At 55.4% G+C, this 22025-nt stretch carries 17 protein-coding genes and 2 pseudogenes; 4 read left to right on the top strand and 15 right to left on the bottom strand.

The window, feature by feature from the left end; translation table 11 throughout:
* Positions 1-36: 36 nt before the first annotated feature.
* From K6K13_RS07875 to K6K13_RS07805, 15 genes and pseudogenes are all read right to left on the bottom strand, one after another.
* Positions 37-1455 carry a flavocytochrome c gene (locus K6K13_RS07875; RefSeq protein ID WP_222160288.1) on the bottom strand — a complete coding sequence of 473 codons (1419 nt, stop codon included), beginning with the start codon at positions 1453-1455 and terminating at the stop codon, positions 37-39.
* A 341-nt stretch (positions 1456-1796) separates the two neighbouring features.
* Positions 1797-2336, bottom strand: a complete 540-nt coding sequence (cyaB, locus tag K6K13_RS07870) for a class IV adenylate cyclase (RefSeq protein WP_222160287.1) — start codon at positions 2334-2336, stop codon at positions 1797-1799.
* A gap of 165 nt (positions 2337-2501) precedes the next feature.
* A complete protein-coding gene (locus tag K6K13_RS07865; protein ID WP_222160286.1) occupies positions 2502-2969 on the bottom strand; it encodes a GNAT family N-acetyltransferase in 468 nt (155 codons plus the stop codon).
* Positions 2970-3033: 64 nt separating this feature from the next.
* The gene (locus tag K6K13_RS07860; RefSeq protein WP_222160285.1) at positions 3034-3609 is read right to left on the bottom strand and encodes a hypothetical protein; all 576 of its coding nucleotides are present in this window, start codon (positions 3607-3609) and stop codon (positions 3034-3036) included.
* A complete protein-coding gene (mmuM, locus tag K6K13_RS07855; RefSeq protein ID WP_222160284.1) occupies positions 3590-4543 on the bottom strand; it encodes a homocysteine S-methyltransferase in 954 nt (317 codons plus the stop codon). Before mmuM ends, K6K13_RS07860 begins: the two co-directional genes overlap by 20 nt.
* Positions 4533-5966, bottom strand: a complete 1434-nt coding sequence (gene mmuP / locus K6K13_RS07850; RefSeq protein WP_222160283.1) for an S-methylmethionine permease — start codon at positions 5964-5966, stop codon at positions 4533-4535. The genes mmuM and mmuP overlap by 11 nt, the downstream gene beginning before the upstream one ends.
* Before the next feature lie 150 nt (positions 5967-6116).
* Entirely contained in the window at positions 6117-7052 is a 936-nt protein-coding gene (gene dusC, locus K6K13_RS07845; protein ID WP_222160282.1) for a tRNA dihydrouridine(16) synthase DusC, read from the bottom strand.
* Between the two features lie 97 nt (positions 7053-7149).
* A pseudogene (locus tag K6K13_RS23710) lies at positions 7150-8515 on the bottom strand (MFS transporter).
* A gap of 193 nt (positions 8516-8708) precedes the next feature.
* Positions 8709-10073, bottom strand: coding sequence for an ATP-dependent RNA helicase RhlE (gene rhlE / locus K6K13_RS07835; protein WP_222160281.1), 1365 nt, complete (start codon positions 10071-10073; stop codon positions 8709-8711).
* Between the two features lie 196 nt (positions 10074-10269).
* Positions 10270-11073, bottom strand: coding sequence for an IucA/IucC family C-terminal-domain containing protein (locus tag K6K13_RS07830; protein ID WP_222160279.1), 804 nt, complete (start codon positions 11071-11073; stop codon positions 10270-10272).
* Positions 11066-11893: an ABC transporter ATP-binding protein gene (locus K6K13_RS07825; RefSeq protein ID WP_222160278.1), complete on the bottom strand. Its 828-nt coding sequence runs from the start codon at positions 11891-11893 to the stop codon at positions 11066-11068. Before K6K13_RS07825 ends, K6K13_RS07830 begins: the two co-directional genes overlap by 8 nt.
* A gap of 9 nt (positions 11894-11902) precedes the next feature.
* Positions 11903-12904 carry a FecCD family ABC transporter permease gene (locus K6K13_RS07820; RefSeq protein WP_222160276.1) on the bottom strand — a complete coding sequence of 334 codons (1002 nt, stop codon included), beginning with the start codon at positions 12902-12904 and terminating at the stop codon, positions 11903-11905.
* The gene (locus tag K6K13_RS07815) at positions 12897-13886 is read right to left on the bottom strand and encodes a FecCD family ABC transporter permease (RefSeq protein WP_222160275.1); all 990 of its coding nucleotides are present in this window, start codon (positions 13884-13886) and stop codon (positions 12897-12899) included. The genes K6K13_RS07820 and K6K13_RS07815 overlap by 8 nt, the downstream gene beginning before the upstream one ends.
* A complete protein-coding gene (locus tag K6K13_RS07810; RefSeq protein ID WP_252120447.1) occupies positions 13883-14779 on the bottom strand; it encodes an ABC transporter substrate-binding protein in 897 nt (298 codons plus the stop codon). Before K6K13_RS07810 ends, K6K13_RS07815 begins: the two co-directional genes overlap by 4 nt.
* A gap of 71 nt (positions 14780-14850) precedes the next feature.
* On the bottom strand, positions 14851-16980 hold the full coding sequence (locus tag K6K13_RS07805; RefSeq protein ID WP_222160274.1) for a TonB-dependent receptor: 2130 nt from the start codon (positions 16978-16980) through the stop codon (positions 14851-14853).
* 441 nt (positions 16981-17421) lie between these two features.
* On the opposite strand from K6K13_RS07805, the gene K6K13_RS07800 reads away from it, so the two are divergent.
* The 4 genes and pseudogenes from K6K13_RS07800 to K6K13_RS07785 all read left to right on the top strand — a co-directional run bounded on the left by K6K13_RS07800 (position 17422) and on the right by K6K13_RS07785 (position 22020).
* Complete coding sequence (locus tag K6K13_RS07800; RefSeq protein ID WP_222160273.1) at positions 17422-18111, top strand: CerR family C-terminal domain-containing protein; 690 nt, start codon at positions 17422-17424, stop codon at positions 18109-18111.
* Positions 18112-18134: 23 nt separating this feature from the next.
* Positions 18135-19128: pseudogene (gene hlyD / locus K6K13_RS07795) on the top strand (secretion protein HlyD).
* Positions 19125-20867: an ATP-binding cassette domain-containing protein gene (locus K6K13_RS07790; protein ID WP_222160272.1), complete on the top strand. Its 1743-nt coding sequence runs from the start codon at positions 19125-19127 to the stop codon at positions 20865-20867. Before hlyD ends, K6K13_RS07790 begins: the two are co-directional and overlap by 4 nt.
* Entirely contained in the window at positions 20860-22020 is a 1161-nt protein-coding gene (locus K6K13_RS07785; RefSeq protein ID WP_252120446.1) for an ABC transporter permease, read from the top strand. The genes K6K13_RS07790 and K6K13_RS07785 overlap by 8 nt, the downstream gene beginning before the upstream one ends.
* The last annotated feature ends 5 nt before the right edge of the window (positions 22021-22025 follow it).

The raw sequence follows: 22025 nt of genomic DNA, 5'->3' as shown, positions 1-22025 counted from the left end.
GCTGCTCACGAAGCGGCGTCCCCTGAACAATACGACTTATTTACCTGCTTTGATTTCTTTCACCGCTTCATCGGCACCGATGCGACCAAAGGTAACAATATCCGCCAGTGAGTTACCGCCCAGGCGGTTAGCACCGTGGACACCACCCGCCGCTTCACCCGCCGCAAACAGGTTCGGGATAACTTTCCCGTCTTTGTTCACCACTTGTGCTTTGGTGTTGATAGCAATACCACCCATGGTGTGGTGGATGCCCGGCGTTACTTCAATGGCGTAATATTTACCGGTATCCAGCGCCTGTTTAAAGCTGTCACGCCCGAATTCGCTATCTTTGTTGGCTTTTGCGTAGCCGGTGTACGTTTTCAAGGTTAACGGTAACTGCTTGGCATCCACCTTGATGGCGTTAGCCAAGGCTTCCGGTGTATCACCTTCAGCCACCAGTTTTTGCTTGAAGTAGCTGTTGATGGTCTTGTTTTGTTTTACCAAATCATCGTTGAAGATCAAATACGCGTGAGCACCCGGTTGTTTCAGGATACTTTGAGAAACCACATCACGCGTCTGCAATTCATTGATAAAACGTTTGCCCTCTTCATTGATCAAAATCGCGCCGTCACCGCGCACGGCTTCGGTGATCAGAATCCCTTTACCCGGCACGGTGCTGGGGTGAATCTGGATATATTCCATATCCACCAGCTTGGCATTGATTTTCTCCGCCATCTTAACCCCTTCACCCAGTGAACCCGGTGCATTGGTGGTTTTGAAGTTGGCGAGTTTCGGGTCGTACTGCTTGATCATGTCAAAGTTGGCACCAAAGCCACCTGAGGTGATCATGACTTTTTTAGCATTGAGCGCAAATTCTTTGCCATCTTTGCCTTTCGCTTTAATGCCGGTTACTTCGCCCTTGTCATTTTGTACAATTTCAGTGGCGGACGTATTGGTGCGCAGATCGATGTTCAGCGCTTTCACTTTTTTGATCAACGCAGTCGCAATGAAGCTACCGGCCGGTTCGCCGCCAGCAGGTCTGTGGGTACGATCCACGCTGGCACCGCCAGTACGGGTTAAGTCGGCCAACTCAGCGCCGTTATCCTTCAAGAATTGCACAGAATCTTTTGCGCGTTCAGACAGTGTACGCACCAGATCGGGGTTGTTGATGTTACGGCCACCTTTCATGGTGTCTTGGAAGAACAACTCAGGGCTGTCCTGAATGCCCTTGACCTTTTGATAAGGCGTGCCCGCGGCGTTCAGCCCCGCCTCGGCGCGCGCCGTGTTGCCACCGGCAAACGGCATTTTTTCCAGCAGGATAACTTTTGCACCCTGGTTATGTGCCTCAATGGCCGCAGACATGCCTGCGCCCCCTGCACCGATGATCACCAGATCGGTAGACTCGGGCGTCTCACTTTGCGCCATGGAAGAAAAAGCGAGTGCCAGCGCACTGAATAACAGCACCTTTTTTTTCATAATTCGGTTCCTTTATTCTGTTATTTTGCAGGATGAAGCAAACACGAATGATTTTTTTACTTACAAAAGCCGGTAATATAATATTTACTGCCTGCCACGTCTATCACCGATATCTCAAAAATCAATTCGCCCCAGAACATCCTTATACAAAGCGTTAAAGTTTTCACAACATAATTCACACCGCGCGGCCCCATCATGGATTTTAATCATGGTGTACGACGTGCAACGACGGTGCTTATTCAGATACTACGCTGATAACAGAATAATTATTTTAACTCGATCATAGAATGATAAATCCTTTTGCCAATTCTATGCATCGAGTTTAATCCAGGTTGACACCATCAAAAACCCAATAATTGACGGTATGAGCGAGGCTCTTTATTTTCCATATCCAGCCCCAGACGCAGCGCGCACTGCACACAGGCCTCCTCCAGCTCTGGCAACGCGGCTTCGTCATCGGTCATGACCGATATTTCTACGTAGTGCCCCAGCATAGCAATATAGTCGAGTGTGATGTGGAACTGATCGAGGAAATAGATACTGCGGGTTTTATTTACGTGATGAATAGGAATATAGCCTAAGGTATGCAACATGCTGTCTGCTTTTTCAGATGATTCGATATTAACAGCCTCGCAACGCCTTTCCTCCGGACCTTTAACAATCCATAATTTAATTCCAGAAGGCGACATAGATCGTAACACCATGCTCATATTTCTTTTATGTAGCGAGGCGAGTGGGTCATCGTAATAAATATCGTATTCATTATTCTCAAACACGAAAGCTTCTGGATGAAGACTTAATAACGTGTCACGAAACTCGCTAATATCCTTAATCTTGAATTTAAGCTCAATCTCATATTTCCCCAAAAAGTGTGTCGTCATGACTCTTCTCCACGTCCGGTGAACGACGAGGCCTCCTGCGCTGCCAAGAACCTGTCATGGCATCGCTTACGGCTGTCCCTTTGGATAAAACACAGCCTGCAAATCCGCTACTATGTCAAACCTACCACAGATAATAGACTTCATCACATAGTCTGCCAGCATGTTTCACTTTCCGAGCGATAAACACATCACAGTGACACTTTCTCCTGCCACATGACGTTGCTCTAGCGGTTGCCACCCCATTCGGGCATAGAGCGCATGCTTGTCAGGTGTATACAAATACAGCATCTCGATGCCCTGTTGCTGGCAGCGTGCCACACAGGCATTGACCAGCGCAGTCGCCAGCCCTTTACCGCGCTGAGACGGGGCCGTGACCACTTCCCCCAGCCAGTATTCGCGTTCTGGGCAATCGTCCAGTTCATAGCGAATGATACTGGCGGTAGCAACCGCATGGCCGTCGTGAGCGAACATCCCCAGCGAGAACGCGCGAGTGGTCGCCACACCACGCTGGCGTATAGCCGATTCAATGGCAGGCGTACTCGACCAGCGGGGAAACGCCGACCATTCGGCGTAGAGCAATGCAGCAACACCCGCAATGCGCGCGGGGTTGTCATGCAGATCGTGGATGTCCATAAACACGCTACCAACGGCCAGAGGAAATCTGACCTTACCGCGAGAGCACGCACAGAGGCAAGCGTTAGGGAGACTCGCTGTCAGAGGTATTAACGATAAATACCGACATATAGCCCAGATGGTGCATAAACTCGCGCAAAATCAACAAACGGGCCGTGAAAGCGTTATCCAGCGGAATGGCTTCCCAGCTGGCGGGGCGACCGAGCATCACCTGCTCGAAACGTTTAAACAGTCGCTCGATATCCTCCTGCTCTATATGCCAACCGTGCGCATTGGCCGGTACGCCGGTAGTCTCGGCCAATGACGTCAGGGCCGGATCGCACAGATAAAGGGGATATTGCGTATCCACCTGGTGGCGAATGCGGGTGACCTCATCCTCAACGGTCATGATTGCCCGCTCCATGTCGTCTGGCGTCGGGGGCAGATGGTGAAAAAAAGTCGCGGAGGTTTTCTCATACCCTAGTGCCAGCCGCAGCACGTCGGCGTCCGGTGATGCCACGACAACGGTTTGTTCCGCAGCGATATCCAGAAAGGTGATGGGTAAGGTAAGTCCCAGAGTCTCACACAGTTGGCGATAAGCGCGGTGAGCGCCCTCAGTCGGGTTGGTCATGATCTCTCCCTCAATAATGGTGCGACTCATGCTTGCACGCATGAGAAATCGCGGCAATGTCCTGCGGCGTGGTACGACAGCATCCACCGATCAGGCGCGCGCCCGCGGCTCTCCAGGCGGACAAATGCGCGGTCAGCGAACATGCCTGCTTCCCGGTTGCGCTCCAGCGTTTGGCATTCGCATCATAATGCTCGCCGGAATTAGGATAGACAACCAGCGGCAACACCGTCAGCGAGGATAAATACGCTAACGCCGCCGTCGCACTTTCTAATGCGACACAGTTTACACCCATCGCCACGACTTGCGGGTGGTTGTCCAATAGCGCCACAACGTCACGCAGTGGCGTGCCATCGCTGATGTGCTGCGCATCACGCAGCGTAAACGAGAACCAGGCAGTGATGGTGGGAAACTCGCGCAGCAACTGTAACAGAGCGGCCATCTCCGGCAGCGAGGGCTGGGTTTCGCACGCCAGCAGGTCAACACCCGCGTCAACCAACGCCGCGATACGTGGCCGGTGGAATGCCATCATCTCCGCCTGCGGCAGGTGATAATCGCCACGATATTCAGCGCCATTCGCCAGAAAAGCCCCATAGGGCCCGACCGAGCCCGCCACTAACAGCACGCCCACATCGGGATGTACCGCGTAATAATCTTCACGGGCACGCACCGCCAGCTCAACGCTGCGCGCGATCAGCGCCAGCGAGTCTACTTCGCTCAGTCCGCGTGCTGCAAACCCCTGTGGTGTCGCCTGATAGCTGGCGGTGATAGCGCATTGCGCCCCGGCGGCAAAATAATCGTAATGCACCTGATAAATTAACGCAGGTGCTTCCATCAACACTTTCGCCGACCAGAGTGGATCGCACAAATCACAGCCGCGCGCCTCCAGTTCGGTAGCCAACGCACCATCCAGGATCACCACGGGTGACTGCTCTAGCAGCGCGGCAAGGGGATTCTCAGGTAACATTATTCACTTCCTCAGGTAATTGACGTGTCTGTTGCCTTTGCGTGAAATAATACGCGGCATAACACACGGCAACAAAAGGCAATCCACACCACAAGGCAATACGCTGCGCGGGATCAAATGCCAGCCCGACACAGGCTAGCAGGCAAAGTAAAAAACCGGCGATGGGGGTAAACGGAAACCAGGGTGCGCGGTAGTTGAGCGCCGACAATGAACGTCCGGAACGCAGATGGTGACGACGAAAAGCAATATGAGACGCACAGATACTGAGCCATACAGCCACCACGGCAAACCCGGAGATGGCGGAAAGCGCCACATATACCGTATCGGGGGCAACGATACTTGAAGCCAACGCCAACAACCCACCCAACATGCTGACCGAGATCGCAATCAGCGGAATGCCGCGTCGCGTAAGACGAGCAAAACAGGCTGGAAGCGTCTTCTCATTTGAAAGCGACCACAGCATACGCCCCGAGGCATAAAGACCGGAATTAGCCGCCGATAAGATCGCCGTCAGAATGACAAAGTTAAAAATATCCGCCGCATAGGGAATACCGATGCGCTCAAATACCTGCACAAAGGGGCTTTTGACAATTCCCGCCTGTTCCATCGGAATCAATGCTGCCAGCACCAGCACGGTGCCAACAAAAAACACAATCAAGCGCACAACGGTGGTACGAATCGCCAGCGGCACCACTTTATGCGGATTCTCCGTCTCACCAGCAGCAATGCCAATCAATTCGGTGCCGGAAAAGGCAAAATTAACCGCAACCATGGTCATCAGAATAGGCAAGCCACCGAAGGGGAACCACCCGTGTGCGGTGAGGTTGGTTAACAGTGGCGCAGGCGTGCCATCTTTGAGCGGAATGACGCCGATCATCGCCCCAGCCCCGAGGATAATAAATGCCAGAATGGTAATCACTTTAATCACAGAGAACCAGAACTCGCCCTCGGCAAAAAAACGCGTCGAAATCACATTCAGGACAAAAATCAAGACGCAAAACACCAGACACCACACCCAGACCGGGACGGTTGGAAACCAGTATTGCATGCAAAAACCCGCTGCTGTCAGGCTCGAACCCAATGCCACTGTCCAGGTCAACCAATAGAGCCAGGCAACCGTGTAGCCCGTTGCCGGACTGAGGTAGCGTGATGCATAAACGTGAAATGCCCCGGTTTCGGGCATCGCCACCGACAGTTCCCCCAGAGACAGCATCACCAGATACACCACCACCGCACCAATCAGATAGGACAACAGCGTACCCGCAGCACCCGTGGTGGAAATAATATAACCGGTATTAAAAAACAGCCCGGTGCCAATGACACCGCCCAATGAAAGCATGATCAGATGGCGCGCCTTCATGGCTCGTTTAAAGGTACCTGATTGCGCGGGGATTTCCGGAGTGGGTGTTGTGTGCTGCGGCATGCGTTCCCTTATACGTATAGACGTCTACACTTCCAAAATGGCTGTGTTATACCGCTCCGTCAAGAGGAAAGCAATTGAATATCCATAAAGTGATTGAAATAGTGAGAAAAACCAACGACGCTGAGATGAAAACCATCAATACAGGCCGCATCAGGCCAGTGTGGCGATGGTTCGCGCAATAGCATCTGACGTGGTCAGAGTTCGAATTTGGCGAAACAGTTCGTCGGCCTCAACATAGGCTTTTCGTAAATAACCGAGCCACTGTTTGATGCGCGCCACATGGTACATGCCAGTATCTCCCTGCTTTTCGAGTTGGGTGTAGCGCTGCAACAACGCGACCACCTCGGGCCAAGGCAACGGCGGGGCATTGTATTTAATGACTTTACTCAGATTGGGCACGTTAAGCGCGCCGCGCCCAATCATAATGTCCTGACACCCGGTAACCGCGATGCAATCCTGAGCGCTTTGCCAGTCCCAGACTTCGCCGTTCGCCACCACCGGGATCGATAAACGTTTGCGGATTTCACCAATGGCCGCCCAGTTAATGCGCTCCGCTTTGTAGCCATCTTCTTTGGTGCGCCCATGAACCACCAACTCGCTGGCACCCGCTTGCTGAACAGCATCGGCAATTTCAAATTGACGATCGCCCGAATCCCAACCTAAACGGATTTTCACCGTCACCGGGAGATGACGTGGCACCGCCTCACGCATGGCCTTCGCCCCCTGATAGATCAATTCAGGATCTTTTAGCAACGTAGCGCCACCGCCGCTGCCATTCACCAGCTTTGATGGGCAACCACAATTGAGGTCAACCCCGTAGGAGCCGAGCGCCACTGCACGTGCAGCGTTCTCCGCCAGCCATTGCGGGTACTGTCCCAATAATTGGATACGCACCTGGGTGCCAGAGGGTGTGCGGCTGGCATGGTGCAGTTCGGGGCAAAGGCGGTAGAAGGATTTAACGGGCAGCAGCGTATCTACCACGCGTAAAAACTCGGTGATACACAGATCGTACTCATTGATGTCGGTCAGCAGTTCCCGTACCAGAGCATCGAGAACCCCTTCCATCGGCGCAAGGAGGATACGCATAACGCTATTCAGCTCATCAGAACGCCGCACGGCGCACCCGTTAAATCAGCCCGCCATGGTACTGCGGCGGGCAGGAAAAGCAAGCGTTACGCGGTCGTTAGCCTTTGTCCGCGACAGAGGGATTGAAGGCCTGACGCGTAAAACTCAGCAGACAGGCCAACGCCGCCGTACCGCACCCCATATAAAGCGCATAGTAACCGCCCTGCATATCAAAGCGCGCCAGCAACATGCCCACCAGCGCAGTGCCGCTTGACTGGCCTATCAAACGCGCGGTGCCCAGCATGCCGCCTGCGGCACCGCTGCGCTGGCGCGGTGCCGACGTGACCAACAGGCGATTATTGGGCGACTGAAATAACCCGAACCACGCGCCACACAGCGCCATGCGCCAGGCAATATCCGCCATGGTGGTGACGGGGGAAAGCTGGCTCAACGCCAACATCCCGACGGCGAGCAGCAGCAAGCCAACACCGCCCAGTATGGCCGGTGACATCCGATCGGAAAGCTTGCCGGCCACCATAGCCATAACGCCAGTTGCCAACGGCCAGGGCGTCATCATTAGCCCCACTTCGGCCGGCGTCAGCGCCAGTTCATGGTGAAACAGAAATGGCAAAGAAACAAAGGCCAACATCTGGGTGGTAAAGGAGGCGATGGAGGTCGCCAGCGACAAACTGAAACGGGAACAGCGGCGCTGTGGCAGAGGCTTCGCGGCGTACCAACAGTAGTGTCGCTACCAGTGCCAGCCCCAGTTGTCCGCCGATCAGCACGGCATTGCTTTTATGACCGATGCTCTCAATGGCGGTAATGGCCAAACCGATCATCAACGCGCTCAATAGCGCGCTCACGCCATCAAACGGCTGCTGGCTACGATCGTTATCCGGTAGACTGCGCAGTGCCAACAGAATGGCCGCGAGACCAAGGGGCAGATTGATGGCAAACAGCCACGGCCAAGAGGCTACGGATAAAATGCCTCCCGCCAGCGTCGGCCCTACAGTGGCGGCCATCGCCACCACCAACGCGTTAATACCAATGGCGCCGCCCAGCTTGGCACGCGGCACGATGTAACGGATTAACGCGGTGTTCACGCTCATCAGCCCTGCGGCACCGATGCCCTGCACCACGCGCGCCAGCGTTAACAGCGGCATGCTGTTCGCCAACATGCAAGCCAGAGACGACAGGATAAACAGAGTCAACCCGCACATATACACCGTACGATAGCCGTAAATCTCGCCCAAACGCGCGAACGGAATCAGGCATACCACCACCGCCAACTGATAACCGTTAACGATCCAGATAACGCTCGCCGCGCTAATGTTGAAATCCGTAGCAATAACCGGCAACGCCACATTGGCGACCACGGCGTCCATCACCGCCAGCGTAATGCTGATGGCGATCGTCAACATGGCATAGTGGCGCTGCGGCGTCGGCAGACCATCTTCAGTGATACCGGGGGCGGCTGTTCTCATTATTCAGTCTTTATTCGGGCAAAGCGCGTCGGCTTGCGGATGGAGGCGAGTTAAGCAGCTTACTGATAATCCACGTGAATGGGAAGTCTGTGAGAAGCGAGAAGGCCACACGGGCAAGACGTTGACGCAAAGGCATGAAACGAAGCAAGCACACTACCGCAGGAGAGCGACAGCTCCCCTGCGAACAGCTTAATTACTCGCTTCTGGCACGCGCCGGGCGACGCTGACCATTACCCTGCGAGCGTGATGCGGCAGGTTTCCCCTGACCGCCACGACGTTGCTCTCCAGAAGGCGAACCTTCGCCACTGCGCTGGCGGCGCGGTGCCGTGCTGTGGCGTTCACTGCCGGAACGATCGCCGCCACGCGGCGCACCGCGCTGGCTTTGGCGCCCATTTTGAATCGGCTCTGCCTTAATATTCGGATCGGGCTCAAAGCCCGGCTCGGCAATGCGTGGAATTTCGCGTTTCAGCAGTCGCTCGATATCGCGCAGCAGCTTATGCTCATCGACACACACCAGCGACAACGCTTCACCGGTAGATTCCGCACGACCGGTACGCCCGATACGGTGCACGTAGTCTTCCGGCACGTTGGGCAGCTCATAGTTCACCACATGGGGCAGTTGGTCGATATCCAGACCGCGCGCAGCGATATCCGTTGCCACCAGCACCCGAATCGATCCTTCCTTGAAATTCGCTAACGCACGGGTACGGGCTCCCTGGCTCTTGTTGCCATGGATAGCCGCGGCGGTAATGCCGTCTTTGCCCAATAGCTCAGCCAAGTGGTTGGCACCGTGCTTGGTACGGGTAAACACCAGCACCTGCTGCCAGTTCCCTTTGCCGATCAGCAAAGAGAGCAGCTCGCGCTTGCGTTTCTTATCGACAAAGTGCACGTTCTGGGTCACCAATTCCGATGGCGTATTGCGACGCACCACTTCGACCGACGCAGGGCGCGTCAGCAGTGTATTGGCCAGCGCCTTGATCTCATCCGAGAAGGTGGCCGAAAACAGCAGGTTTTGGCGTTTGGCCGGCAATTTTGCCAGCACACGACGAATGTCGTGGATAAAGCCCATGTCCAGCATGCGATCCGCTTCATCCAGCACCAGGATTTCGATACGGGAAAGGTCAACCGCATTCTGATGCTCCAGATCCAGCAGACGTCCCGGCGTTGCCACCAGAATGTCGACGCCACCGCGCAGTTTCATCATCTGCGGATTAATACTGACACCGCCGAACACCACCAGCGAGCGCAAGCGCAGGTACTTGCTGTATGCCTGCACGTTTTCACCAATCTGAGCAGCCAGTTCACGCGTCGGTGTCAGGATCAAGGCACGTACCGGGCGACGGCCTTTAACGTCACTGGGCTTGGCGCTTAGCAGCTGCAACAGCGGCAGGGTAAAACCAGCCGTTTTACCGGTACCGGTTTGCGCGCTGGCCATCAAGTCCTGACCCGACAGCACCACGGGAATCGCCTGGCGTTGTACCGGCGTAGGTTCACGATAGCCCTGTTCTTCAACAGCACGGAGAATATCGGCGCTCAGGCCGAGAGATGAAAAAGACATAGACAAAACAACTCCAGATCCACCCTGACCGAGCCAAAGCCGGTGCAGTTTCCAGGGGGAACATCAGGCGGGTTTGCTGAGCCACCATCAACCAAGGAATAACGACGTGAGCAACAACCACAATGAACGGGCACAAACTACGGTGCATAAGGCGGCTAGTGTAACAGAGATTTCACCTTCCTGATATGCCATCCGATTAGCGCTTATTCCTAAAAGGTAACCGGTGCGCTTTATCAGGCCTCAGCAAAGGGCAGGCCTGACAGAACTCTTGCGGCTGAGCGGCCTTATAGTAAAAACAGCAGGTACGACGAAAGCGGACCCACTCACCTTTCGCCGGTACCCAGGTTAACGGGCGAAAATAGACGGTAAGCGGATTGGCATCCAATCCAAACAGTGCGCCAGGTGCCTCGTGAACCACATAGTGAAAATCCTGTTTTACCCGCGCGTCGGTCGCCGCATCAGAGGTTTGCATTCGATGCTCAAACAGTGAAAACAGCCGCACTGCGGTATTCTCCCACAAAATCCGCGACGAGATGCCTGACGCAGCCGACAGCTCCTGCCACAACGGCGTCAAATGTTCCGCAAATACGCCACGTAGCTGGGCATCACGCCAACTCGCGCGCGCCAAATCCGACACGGGGGTTGAGAGCGATACCTCGTTCATCACCATATGCGACAGCCAACGATGTCCATCGTGACGCGTATCCAACAGGCAGTTGGTCAGCGCCATATTTAACCCTTTGTTGTACATCGATAAGGGATAAAAGGCAGCCGCGGTAGTAAGAAAAGCCACGCGTTTACTTAACAACGACGCGGTGATCCCCAGCGAGGGGGCCCCCAGTCGTGGAGCAAGCTGTTGCAACATACGCTGACACGATGCCGTCTCCAGGAGTGTCGATACCGGCACCGCGCTGCTGAACGGGTATTCCGCCGCTGCGATCAGATTAAAACGATCGGCGAGATCTGCCCGCTCTTCGGCGTGAAAGGAGAGATCACGCATCGCGCACGTTTTGCTGTTTCGGCGCATAACGGCCCAGTGGAATACAGAGTGGCGTACCGAACACGGGGTCAGCGATGATGCGGCTATCGAGATCGAATACCGTTTTGATCAGCGTTTCCGTCAGGATCGCCTGCGGTGCGCCTTGCGCAACTACGCCTCGCTGGTGAACCGCCACCATGTGATGTGCATAACGGCATGCCAGATTCACATCGTGCAGTACCATAACGATGGTTTTACCGTGTTGTTCGTTGAGCTCACGCAGCAAATCGAGCACCTCAATCTGGTGCGCCACATCGAGATAGGTGGTTGGCTCATCCAGCAGCAAAATATCCGTATCCTGCGCCAAGGTCATGGCGATCCACACCCGCTGACGTTGCCCGCCAGACAGCGTATCCACCACCCGCTCGCCCAGCGCGGTCAGCCCGGTACTGTTCAGCGCCTGCGCCACTTTTTCTTCATCCTGCGTCGACCACTGGCGTAGCCAACTTTGATGCGGGTAGCGCCCCATCGCAACCAATTGACGCACGGTCATGCCCTCTGGCGCAATCGGAGTCTGTGGCAAAATTGACAGCTTACGTGCGATGGCGTGGGATGATTGGCGATGAATATCCGCCCCGTTGAGCATGACACTGCCGGAGGTTGGCGAGATCAAACGGGCAAAGGCTTTTAGCAAGGTGCTTTTGCCACATCCGTTGCTTCCGACAAATACCGTGATGCGCCCGGCAGGCACCTGCAAATCCAGATGTTCAATAATCACCTGCTGGTCATATTGCAACGTCAGTGCACGTCCTGAGAGCGGAAAAGGGTTTGGTGAATCCATCGTTATGCCTTAATGATGACGTTTCCGAATCAATAAATAGAGAAAGAAGGGGCTGCCCAACGCAGAAATAAAAATGCCTGCGGGCAGATCCAACGGTAAAAAGAGCGTACGCCCCACCCAATCCGACACCACGACCAGATTGGCACCGATCAGTACCGTTGCCAACGCACTGCCAACAAAGGTTCGGCCCACCAGACGTTTCGCCATGTGCGGGGCAATCAACCCCACGAAACCTATCGCCCCCGCATGGGCGATCGCGCTACCGGCCAGCGCTACGCTCAGCAACAGTAATGCGCTACGTCGTCGCTCCAGCGCGATCGGCACATGGCGCGCCAGTAATACCAATAGCGGCGCGACAAGCGCCAGCCATCCAGTCAGCGATGTCACATCCTGCCAGTTAGCACCGTAAACACTGCCTGTCAGCCAGATGTAGGAGGAGAGCGTGGTATTGAATGGGCTAAGCAGCAGCAACCCCGTCGCCACCGCCCCCATCAAGGCGGAGATCCCTACCCCAACCAATACCAGACGGTAAGGCGATACGCCACGCCGCCAGGTCAACAGGTAGATCAGCAGCGCCGTTCCCCAGGCACCCGCAATGGCCGCCAACGGCATCCATTGCTGACCGAGCACACCCGCGCCGAACGAGAGAAAAGCAACGGCGGCAGCAGACGCGCCGCTGGTAACCCCCAGCAAATCCGGTGATGCCAACGGGTTACGCACCAGACTCTGTAATATCAGCCCCGAAAGCGCTAATGCCCCGCCTACCATCGCCGCCAACACCACGCGTGGCAGGCGCAATTCCCAGACGATAAACGCGTTACCCTCGATGGTGTGGTGCAGTGCGAACAGTATATGCATTACCTGCCACGGAGAGAGCGGCACGGCACCTCGCGATAGCACCAGGAGGATCGTCACCAGCGTTACAGCGAGCAGTACCAGATTCCAGAGACATGCGCGGCTATCCACCCGACGAGACAACATGCCGATACGCAGCGAGTAAGCGTTAGCCATGACGCGCCTCCCGCCGAACCAACGCAATAAAATACGGTGCCCCCAGCACGGCGGTCATGACCCCCAGTGGCAGTTCCTGCGGTAAAATCGCCACGCGCGCCACCATATCCGCCCAAAGTAGCAGACACGCGCCCAGCAAAGCGCTGGCGGGGATCAGCCAACGGTGGTCGTGAGAACACAATCGACGGGCCATGTGCGGCACAATCAACCCAATAAAACCGATGTTACCCGCAATCGCCACCGCACTGCCCGCTAACACAATCACACACACGCCCATCAGGCCGCGAATCCATGCGGTACGCACACCTAATCCGCGTGCCACGTCATCACCCGCCACCAAAATATTAATATGTGGAGCCAGCACCCTGCTGAATACCAACCCTGCCACCACATAGGGCAGTAAGGGCATCAGCAGATCGCTCTCTCGTCCCGCTACCGAGCCGGCTAGCCAAAACAGTACGCTGTCCAATCCATCCTGATTGATCACCAACATCGCTTGGGTAAACGAGAGGAAAAGTGCCGTGATCGCCGCCCCTGCCAGCAGAATTCTCACTGGGCTTGTAGACCCACGACCCAACGAGCCGATGCCGAACACCAATCCTCCCGCGACGGCCGCGCCGAGAAATCCGGACCACACCAACGTCGCCAGTGACGCAGCACCTAGCCACACGCTGCTCAGGACGATAAAGAAGATCGCCCCGGCATTGACGCCGAATAACCCCGGTGAGGCCAGTGGGTTGCGCGTCATCGCCTGCATCAGCACCCCGGCAACGGCCAGGCAGGCACCGACCGTCAGAGCCATCAAGGTACGAGCCAGACGCGCGGTCTGCACCAAAAGGTGTTCAATCTGCGTCGCATCCGGGTGAAGCCATGCAGCCAGCACAACGCGCGGCGCGATCGGCAGTGCCCCGACCATCAGGCTGGCAAAACAAGAGATGATCAACAGCAGCACCCCGCCACACAACACCCATCCAGGCCTCATGGCGTTGTCTCCACAGGCAGTAGACGTTGTGCGATCTCATCCAATATCCGGTTCGCACCTAAAATGCCTCCCGACAAACTCCAGGCCACACTGTCCACGGTGTAGACGTGCTCACGTTGGGGAGCAATCAGGCGTTGCCACAATGGGTGCGCTGTCCAGGTGCGGTAAAGTTGCGTCACCGCCGGTTTTTCCGAGCGCATAAAGACAAAAAACAGATCGGCATCCAGCACCGGTAAACTCTCTGGCGTGCTTAATTTGCGCATCACGCTGAGCGAATCGGCCTGTGTTTCCGGCCAGATAAAACCCACTTCCGACAGCACTGAGCCGGCAAAGCTGCGTGCTAAATATTGACGAATATGGTCATCACGAAACTCAATCAGCGAAACGCGGAGCGGCCACTGCGAGCCATAGTGAGCACGCAGGCGGTCACGCAATACCGACACCCGCGCCTGCCAGGCGGTGAGCAAGCCCTGTGCTTGCGTCTCCCTGCCCAGCGCCTGCCCCATCAGTTGTACGGTGCGTTTAAATTCAAACACATCCTCCATCGCCACCGTGGGAGCGATCTGCGACAACAAGGTATACACTCGTTCATGGCGAAAACGTGATGCAATGATCAGGTCGGGTTTAAGCAAAGCAATGGCTTCCAAATTCGGCTGCGTTTCCAACCCGACATGGGGAACATCACCTAACGCGCTGCGCAAATAGCGATACGTCGGTTTTTCAATCCAGGAATCCACGACGCCTACCGGTGTTATCCCCAACGCGACAGCCGTATCAGTTGCCCCCTGAAACAGGGTCACCACCCGTTTAGGCTGGCCGTTGATCACGGTTACACCAAGCGCGTGTGACACCTGACGCGCCCAGCCGGTTGTCCCCTGTAACGACAGGAACAACAGCCCCCCCCCATAACATCAGGTATCTTCCCATCTCGCAGCGACGGGCTACGAGACGGGATAAGTGACACTTAGAAATCAATCGAGTAACCCAATGTCACGGTACGTCCACGCCCGGAGAAATAGCGGGTATTGGCCGCAGTACCCAGTCCCACGGACTGCGAATAGTAGGTGATGTACTGTTTATCCAGCAGGTTAGCCACCGCCAGATTCACACGGCCATAAGGCAGTTTGTAGCCGACGGCAGCATCCACCAGCAGATAACCATCAAACCCCAGCCCGGTATCATCAAAACTGCGGCTGAAGGCATAGTTGCCTTGGACAAAGGTGTTCACCTTCTCCGTCCAGCTTGCCGACCAACTGGCAATCACCCGATCCGGCGCGATATTAAGGCCGGTCATCTTTTTATCCAGTGTGCCATCACCATTGCTGTCGCGTTTACCTTCGGTATGGGCATAGGACAGATTGACTTTATGCTGCTCGTTAATCTGATAACCGCTTCGGACCTCAACCCCTTGCACGCGGGTTTTTTCACGCTTTGAAACGAAATCGTCATCGCTGTTAAGCGTCACGGAATCCCCCAGTTTCGCACTGGAACGGAAATAGCTGGCTTCAAAATCAACAGCGCCCTGCTGCACCCGGAAACCCGTCTCAATATTTTTGGTCACCACCGGTTTGACGTTATTCACCCGGCTCAGATCGACCCCCTCGGTGTCAATATCGCGCAGCGCACGTCCGACATCCGGCATGCCAAACCCTTCCGAGTAGTTAGCGAACAGACTCAGCGGTTCCCACGGCGAATAGACAATGCCAGCGTTATATAACGTCTGGTTGAATTTTGGGGTCCCCCCTTTCCCCGCCACGCCGTCATAGACACCGTTTGCATCCGCCGATTGCGTGCGATAGTCATCGACTTTCAGTCTGGCAATTTCGTGGCGCACGCCCGCATGCAGCGTCACGTTATCCAGCAACGCGTACTCGGTTTGTAAAAAAGGCGAGTAGTTGGTGTATTCGATTTCCGGCACATAGGTGCGTTTGGTCAGATAGAGATCTTGTTTGTTCTTATCAAGCAACACATCAAAACCCGCCGTCACTTTCAACGTATCTTCCAGAAGGTCGTCACGGGTGAGCGCGAGTTTTGCCCCCAGTTTGGAGGATACCGCACGGGATTGATCGTACAGCGTTTTGTTGGGCGCGAGGGTCGTGTCCTGAAATGATTGCGAATTGGTGGCACCGAACAGCGCTTCATATTCCTGGCTGAATAACAGCGTCGAGAGCTTGAACCCCGCCAGATTGTTGTGATCGTAAGTCAGGCCGGTGCTCCACACACTGTTAAACGGCGCATCGCCCGGTGGTGTGCCGCGCGCGGAGGTGGTCGGAATACCTTGCGCACGCACGCCATCGACGCTCAGGTAGTCATTTTCTCCGCGAATGTGGTAACGGTTGACACTCAATTGCACACGCTGATCGTCATTAAGCCAGTACCCTACCTTGGCCAACACGTCGTAAGCGCGGGAATCCATGGTATCGCCCTGGGTGTTATCCACGCCGATGGCCCGTCCATTGCCGTCAAGATACAGCCCTTGATTTTCATACCCCAGAGACACCAGATAATCGAGTTTATCCACGCGACCATCAACGCGGTAGGTGGTTTTATAGCTGGCGGTTTCGCCCCGGATCTTCTCTGTGGGCAGCGTGGTTTGCACGGAAACATGCTGATTGAACGCCCCATTTTCCGGGCGACGGGTGATCAGGTTAATCACGCCGCCAGTCGCCCCCAAACCGTTGGTGGCATTAGCCCCGTGAATAACCTCAATCCGCTCGATCATAGAAAAATCGATGGTATGCATTTCACGTCCGGTGGGGCGTAGCGGATTCGATTGTGGAATGCCATCGACTAAAATCAGTGCCGATCGACCGCGGAAGGTTTCACCGCTGCCGCTCATTTTTTGTCGGCTAGGAGAGAAGGCAGGCAACAAGTTACTCAACACTTGCGAGGAATCCGATGTTACGCGCAGCTGTTGCTCAATTTGCTGACGGTTGATGATGGTTACCATCTGCGGCGCTTTAGGCTGTTCGACGTTGGAGCGCGACGCGCTGACCACCATTTCATCATTTCCTGCGGTTCGATTTGTACCTTCTGCATAAGCACATTGCGATACCCCCCAAACCCACGGCGCTGCCGCCAATAACATGCGCATCCGAATCACGCACTCCTCCTGTTGTCACCTGGTAATGAGACGCCAAGACCCCATACGGTCCGGCATAAAAAAATCCGCCCAACGCCACTCCAATTAGGAATAGCGTTGGCGGACAGAATGCATTGCGAGTACACGGCGGGCCGTAAGCAGCAAGTCCGTTGATGCTTACGCACCGTCGATAATGAGATTGTTAATGGTAATTATTACCATTCAATAAACACAATAACAAGTTTTACGTTACATTTTCACCACGCTAACAATCCTGTCTTTTTCATTACAAATTAAAGGGATATAGAGTTTTTTGTCGTCTGAAAGAGCCGATGCCGCGGGTACGTTGTGTAGAAGAAAAAGCGACACCTGTTAAATGAGAAATCGGTCACATAAAAAATCCAAAAAAACGCTAAATTTAATCATACGATTGATTGAAAAAGGCTGTATGCCATGTTATTTCAGGCAACGTCGCCTACCCGAGGTGACCACACCAAGCAACGACTGTTACAGGCAGCCCTCGAAGTGTTTGGCGAGTTTGGCCTGCAAGCCGCCACCACGCGCGACATTGCCCGCCGAGCCGGACAAAATATCGCCGCCATCACCTACCATTTTCACTCCAAAGAGGGGTTATATCGTGCGGTGGCAAGCGCTATTGCCGATGAAGTCGCACACACCTATCTCCCTTTGCGCACAGAAATTACCGAGCACCTGCAACAGCCCGCTGGCACGCCAGAGCGCTACATGGCGTATCTGCAAAAACTGGTGCTGAACTTTACCCGACTGATGACCAGCCCGGAAACATTGCACTTCAGCCGCTTTATGTCGCGCGAACAGTTGTCACCAACCGATGCCTATCCGCTGATGCACGAACGCATTATCGCGCCCATGCACCAGTTGATGACACAACTGGTCGCTGGCTACACCGGACTAGACAGTTCCGATCGCAGAACCGTTATCCATGCCCATGCGCTGATCGGTGAAGCGCTGGCGTTTCGCTTTGCCCGTGAAACCATACGGCTACGAGCAGGCTGGGACGACGTCGGTTTGGAACAAAGTCTGGTGATTAACGACGTGGTGACACAACACATCGCGCTGGTACTTGACGGCCTTAGAGCCGCACAACAGCGCGAATGCCTTTAGCCGGTCAAAAAGGGAAGCCTTCCATGAATAAAGTTAAATCGCGCGTGACCATTGTGGTGCTTTTACTGCTGGTAGCCGCACTCTATGCGGGCTGGGCACACTATGCGCGCCGTGACACCCCTGTCACGCTATACGGTAACGTGGATATTCGCACGGTGAATTTGGCGTTTCGCGTCAGTGGACGTCTGGCAAGCTTGCAGGTGGATGAGGGTGACAGCGTTAATGCAGGACAGGCAATCGCGGCACTGGATACCGCACCACAATGCACTGCGCCAGGCTGACGCCAATGTTGCCAGCGCAGCAGCCCAGTTGGCACTGCTTCAGGAAGGTTATCGGCGTGAAGAGGTTGCCCAAGTGCGTTCTCAAGTAGACCAAGCGCAGGCCGCCTATGAATACGCCGACAAATTCTATCAACGCCAGCAAGGCATGTGGGGCAAGGGTGCCGTGGCACAAAATACGCTGGACGATGCCCGTTCGGCGCGTCAGCAAGCATTTGCTACGCTACAAGCCGCGAAAGAGAAATTGCGCCAATTCGAAAGCGGCAACCGTCCGCAGGAAATTACCGCCGCCGAAGCCGCGCTGGCACAGGCGCAAGCGGTGCAGGCACAAGCCATTCTCGATCTGAGCGATACCACGCTAACCGCCCCTTCTGATGGCGTGATCCTCACTCGCGCCGCAGAAGCAGGCAGTATGCTCAGCGCGGGCAGCACCGTATTCACGCTCTCGTTGACCCGGCCGGTGTGGATTCGTGCCTACATTGATGAGCCACAGCTAGGGCAAGCGAAACCGGGACGAGCAGTGCTGATTTATACGGACAGTCGCCCAGACCGTCCCTACCACGGCACGGTAGGATTTGTGTCCCCCAGCGCAGAATTCACCCCCAAAAGCGTAGAAACCCCGGCGCTGCGCACCGATCTGGTTTATCGGCTGCGTATCATCGTGAACGATGCGGACGACCTGCTGCGCCAGGGCATGCCGGTAACGTTGCGCTTCGCCACTGACAGCGTAACGCCATGAACAGTCCCATGCCACGCATTACGCTGGATGGGGTAGAGAAAACCTTCCCCGACAGCACCACGCCTGCGCTGAAACCGTTAACCGCCACCCTGGATGCGGGTGCGGTTATCGGCTTAGTGGGGCCAGACGGCGCGGGTAAGACCACGCTGATTCGTATGCTGGCCGGCCTATTGACACCGAGCCGCGGGACACTGCGCGTGATGGGGCTCGATCCGGTGCAGGATGACCGACAATTGCATGCCATCCTTGGTTACATGCCGCAGAAGTTTGGGCTGTATGAAGACCTGAGCATGATGGAAAACCTGACGCTTTACGCCGACCTGCGCGGTATTACCGGCACACAGCGTCAGGAAACCTTTGAACGCCTACTGACGTTTACCGACCTCGCGCGCTTCACCACGCGTCTGGCAGGAAAGCTTTCTGGCGGCATGAAGCAGAAGCTGGGACTAGCCTGTACCCTGCTGGGCCAACCGAATGTGCTGTTGCTGGATGAGCCGGGCGTCGGGGTTGATCCCATCTCACGACGCGAGCTGTGGCGCATGGTGCACGAACTCGCTGACGACGGCATGCTGATCCTGTGGAGCACCTCTTATCTCGATGAGGCAGAGCAGTGCCGTGATGTGCTGCTACTGAATAACGGCGAATTGCTGTATCGCGGCGCGCCGCAAGATCTGACCGCCACCATGGCTGGTCGCTGCGTGCTAGCCCATACCGAGGGCGTTGCCCACCGCACACTGCTGCAACAGGCATTGCAACACCCTGCCGTCAGTGACGGCGTGATTCAAGGGAAGTATTTACGACTGATGCTCAAGGCAGGCACAACCCCATCCAGCCTGTGTGATACGCTCCCGCTGACGCCGGACAACATCGAAGCGACAGCCCCCCGCTTTGAGGATGCCTTTATCGACCTGTTAGGTGGCGGCCCTAAAGGGGAGTCGTCACTGGCGCGCATTATGCCGCTCATTCCCGATGACGGCGATGACAAGGTGATAGAAGCTCGTCATCTGACCAAAAAATTTGGTGAATTTGTCGCGACCGATCGGGTCGATTTTACCGTGCGACGCGGTGAGATTTTCGGCCTGCTAGGGCCGAATGGCGCAGGGAAATCAACCACCTTCAAGATGATGTGCGGGTTGCTCACGCCCAGTGAAGGCCATGCGCGCGTGCTGGGTCTGGATCTTAAAATCAGCTCAGGCAAAGCGCGTCAGCACCTGGGTTATATGACACAGAAATTTTCCCTGTACGGTAACCTGACGGTAGAACAAAACCTGCGCTTTTTCTCTGGCGTCTACGGTTTACGTGGCCGTCAACAACGCGAGAAAGTCGCGGCCATGACACAGGCCTTCAACTTTGCACCGATAAGCCGACAAACACCCGATGCCCTGCCGCTTGGGTTCAAACAGCGCTTGGCCTTGGCCTGCGCCTTAATGCACGAACCGGATATCCTGTTTCTCGACGAGCCCACCTCTGGCGTCGATCCCCTCACCCGCCGTGAGTTCTGGATGCACATCAACGGCATGGTCAATCGGGGGGTAACTGTCATGGTGACCACTCATTTTATGGATGAAGCGGAGTATTGCGATCGTATCGGTCTGGTTTATCGCGGCAAACTGATTGCCAGCGGCACACCCGATGCCTTAAAGCAGCAGGCGGTTACGCCAGACATGCCCGATCCCAGCATGGAGCAGGCGTTTATCGCCCTGATTCAGGCCTACGACACGGAGAATGCCCATGACTAATGCCAACAGCAACCCCATGTCGGGCAGCACCGCCTTTTCCTGGCGACGTTTGCGGGCATTGTGTCGTAAAGAGAGCAAGCAGATCGTGCGCGACCCTAGCAGCAGCCTGATTGCGTTTGTCATCCCATTGATGCTGTTGTTTATTTTTGGCTATGGCATCAACCTCGACTCCAGTCGCTTACACGTCGGTATCCTGCTGGAAGAACAGAGTGAAGCGGCGCGCGATTTAGCCCAAACCTTTGCTGCCTCCCCCTATATTGAGCCAACCATCAGCCGCGACCGTCAGGCATTGATCCAGTTGATGCAAGCGGGGCGTATTCGCGGTTTGATCACCATCCCTGGCAATTTTGCCGAGCAGTTGTCACAGCCCGGAGGGCTGGCCCCGTTACAGGTGATCACTGACGGCAGTGAGCCGAATACCGCCAATTTCGTTTCCGGCTATGTGCAAGGGGTTTGGAAGGTCTGGCAGGAGCAGCGCGCACTGGCTCAAGGGGAGACATTTTCACAACCCATAGAGGTGCAGCTGCGCTATTGGTTCAACCCAGCAGCGGTCAGCCAACACTTTATCATTCCCGGTGCCATCACCATTATCATGACCGTGATTGGTGCCATTCTGACCTCGCTAGTGATCGCCCGAGAATGGGAACGAGGCACTATGGAAGCATTGCTGTCAACGCAGGTTACGCGTGCAGAACTGCTGCTGGCCAAGCTTATCCCCTACTATGGACTGGGCATGATAGCCATGGTGTTGTGCATGGTGGTGGCCGTCTTCGTGCTGCATGTTCCCTACCGCGGATCGCTCTGGATACTGTTTGGCATTAGCAGCCTGTTTCTCGCCTGCACCCTCGGCATGGGACTGCTGATTTCCACCCTGACGCGCAACCAGTTCAATGCCGCGATGGTGGCGCTGAACGCGGCCTTCTTGCCAGCGGTCATGCTCTCCGGGTTTATCTTTGAAATTGACAGCATGCCGGCGCTGGTGCGCGCCGTCTCTTATGTCATTCCCGCACGCTATTTCGTCAGTACGCTGCAAAGTTTATTCCTCACGGGTAACGTGGTCAGCATCTTGCTGGTCAATCTGGGCTTTTTAAGCCTTGCCACGCTGTTTTTCATCGGGCTGACCGCGTTGAAAACGCGGCGCAGATTGGATTAGGGAGG

It is taken from the genome of Symbiopectobacterium purcellii, assembly GCF_019797845.1.
GTDB classification, from domain to species: Bacteria; Pseudomonadota; Gammaproteobacteria; order Enterobacterales; family Enterobacteriaceae; genus Symbiopectobacterium; species Symbiopectobacterium purcellii.
Note: the sequence above shows the minus strand (reverse complement) of the source record. Positions and strands in the feature narration are given on the sequence as shown.

Bases quoted from the DNA above. Each gene is read 5' to 3' on its own strand.
- K6K13_RS07875 (WP_222160288.1), bottom strand. From the start codon at position 1,455: ATGAAAAAAAAGGTGCTGTTATTCAGTGCGCTGGCACTCGCTTTTTCT.
- cyaB (WP_222160287.1), bottom strand. From the start codon at position 2,336: ATGACGACACACTTTTTGGGGAAATATGAGATTGAGCTTAAATTCAAG.
- K6K13_RS07865 (WP_222160286.1), bottom strand. From the start codon at position 2,969: ATGGACATCCACGATCTGCATGACAACCCCGCGCGCATTGCGGGTGTT.
- K6K13_RS07860 (WP_222160285.1), bottom strand. From the start codon at position 3,609: ATGAGTCGCACCATTATTGAGGGAGAGATCATGACCAACCCGACTGAG.
- mmuM (WP_222160284.1), bottom strand. From the start codon at position 4,543: ATGTTACCTGAGAATCCCCTTGCCGCGCTGCTAGAGCAGTCACCCGTG.
- mmuP (WP_222160283.1), bottom strand. From the start codon at position 5,966: ATGCCGCAGCACACAACACCCACTCCGGAAATCCCCGCGCAATCAGGT.
- dusC (WP_222160282.1), bottom strand. From the start codon at position 7,052: ATGCGTATCCTCCTTGCGCCGATGGAAGGGGTTCTCGATGCTCTGGTA.
- rhlE (WP_222160281.1), bottom strand. From the start codon at position 10,073: ATGTCTTTTTCATCTCTCGGCCTGAGCGCCGATATTCTCCGTGCTGTT.
- K6K13_RS07830 (WP_222160279.1), bottom strand. From the start codon at position 11,073: ATGCGTGATCTCTCCTTTCACGCCGAAGAGCGGGCAGATCTCGCCGAT.
- K6K13_RS07825 (WP_222160278.1), bottom strand. From the start codon at position 11,893: ATGGATTCACCAAACCCTTTTCCGCTCTCAGGACGTGCACTGACGTTG.
- K6K13_RS07820 (WP_222160276.1), bottom strand. From the start codon at position 12,904: ATGGCTAACGCTTACTCGCTGCGTATCGGCATGTTGTCTCGTCGGGTG.
- K6K13_RS07815 (WP_222160275.1), bottom strand. From the start codon at position 13,886: ATGAGGCCTGGATGGGTGTTGTGTGGCGGGGTGCTGCTGTTGATCATC.
- K6K13_RS07805 (WP_222160274.1), bottom strand. From the start codon at position 16,980: ATGCGCATGTTATTGGCGGCAGCGCCGTGGGTTTGGGGGGTATCGCAA.
- K6K13_RS07800 (WP_222160273.1), top strand. From the start codon at position 17,422: ATGTTATTTCAGGCAACGTCGCCTACCCGAGGTGACCACACCAAGCAA.
- K6K13_RS07790 (WP_222160272.1), top strand. From the start codon at position 19,125: ATGAACAGTCCCATGCCACGCATTACGCTGGATGGGGTAGAGAAAACC.
- K6K13_RS07785 (WP_252120446.1), top strand. From the start codon at position 20,860: ATGACTAATGCCAACAGCAACCCCATGTCGGGCAGCACCGCCTTTTCC.